Raw genomic sequence first — 1,197 nt, 5'->3', positions numbered from 1 at the left:
TGGTATATTTGATATTGTTCCTAGGTAAGTTACGTAGTTTTGTTCTTTGTTTACTTCGTAATTTACTTTACCTATACTTCTAGCGGCTTTTTGAGTATCTAATGTCAAGGCTTCGCCTTCTGCTAATAGGTTAGCAGGTATTATTAGAGTACCTTTTTCTACGATTTCGTCGCCGTCATTGTATAGTTTAGTACCAAATCTTATACCACTCTTACCGTCAACTACTAATTTACCTTGTGCACCAAGCATTTGAACGTGAGCCCATTTAGCTTTGTAAGTTACGCTTTCAGTGTATCTAGCACCTGATTTGTATTCAGTAGTTATGTCATCAGTATCAGAGTACCATCCAACAAAAGTATATCCTTCTTTAGTTGGTGCTGTTGGCATGTAATTTAATACTTTGTTTGGTTTTATAGCTTTTGAAATTACGGCTTCGCCGTTATCAGCATCGAAGCTTACAGTTATATCATCAGCTTCTGTAACTGTCACTTCACAAACTGGAGCAGTTATTACAGTTTCTTCGCTATCGCTTAGACTTAAATCAGTACCTTGTGCAGAAACTATATATGTTCCTGGTTCGTCAAACATTAATGTCGCCTTACCATCTTTATCAGTTACTATATCAGTGGCTTCGCCATCTACGTAGATAGTAGCTCCTGAAATAGCTTGACCTTCTGGTCCTAAATATGATGCTACATTATCAAATCCATTTAGAGTTAATTCTAAGTTTTGTCCTTGTTTTACTGTAGCTTCTTGTTTATCGAAGTAAGTATAGAACATTGGAACTTGATAATCTGTAAACATTGTTACATTTACATCGTCATTATTTTTCATGTTGATGTAATCAGCAGTAGAACCCCATATGTATCCTTCATCTTCTAGCCATTCACCTGGATATTTGTTGTTTACATAGTAATTTAATTGTGTAGTTTCAACTCCTAAGAATTTAGTTATATACAAGTCATTTCCTGTAGCTGGACTATTATTTGGTGTTCCTGCAAAGTTTTCTGCTCCACCTGCGTATAATTCGTGGAATCTAATAAATACGTTAAGTAATGTTGGATATTCATCACTGTTGTATACACTTGGGTAACCGTAATCAGTTACATCAAAGTTTGTAGCTGTTATTGGTATTCTTGCAAGTGTTGTTTCATCGTCGTCTGCCAACTTAAATTCTCCGTCTTTACTTACTGTAAC

At 35.4% G+C, this 1,197-nt stretch carries 1 protein-coding gene; it reads right to left on the bottom strand.

Annotated elements, in window-relative coordinates:
- A partial coding sequence (locus tag ACI3VO_RS14325) for an InlB B-repeat-containing protein (RefSeq protein WP_439758568.1) occupies positions 1–1,197 on the bottom strand: 1,197 nt, incomplete at both ends.

Origin of the sequence: Intestinibacter sp. (assembly GCF_051866655.1) — a bacterium.
Classification (GTDB): domain Bacteria; phylum Bacillota; class Clostridia; order Peptostreptococcales; family Peptostreptococcaceae; genus Intestinibacter.
The sequence above is the reverse complement of the archived record's forward strand: the minus strand, read 5'-3'. Positions and strand labels throughout refer to the sequence as shown.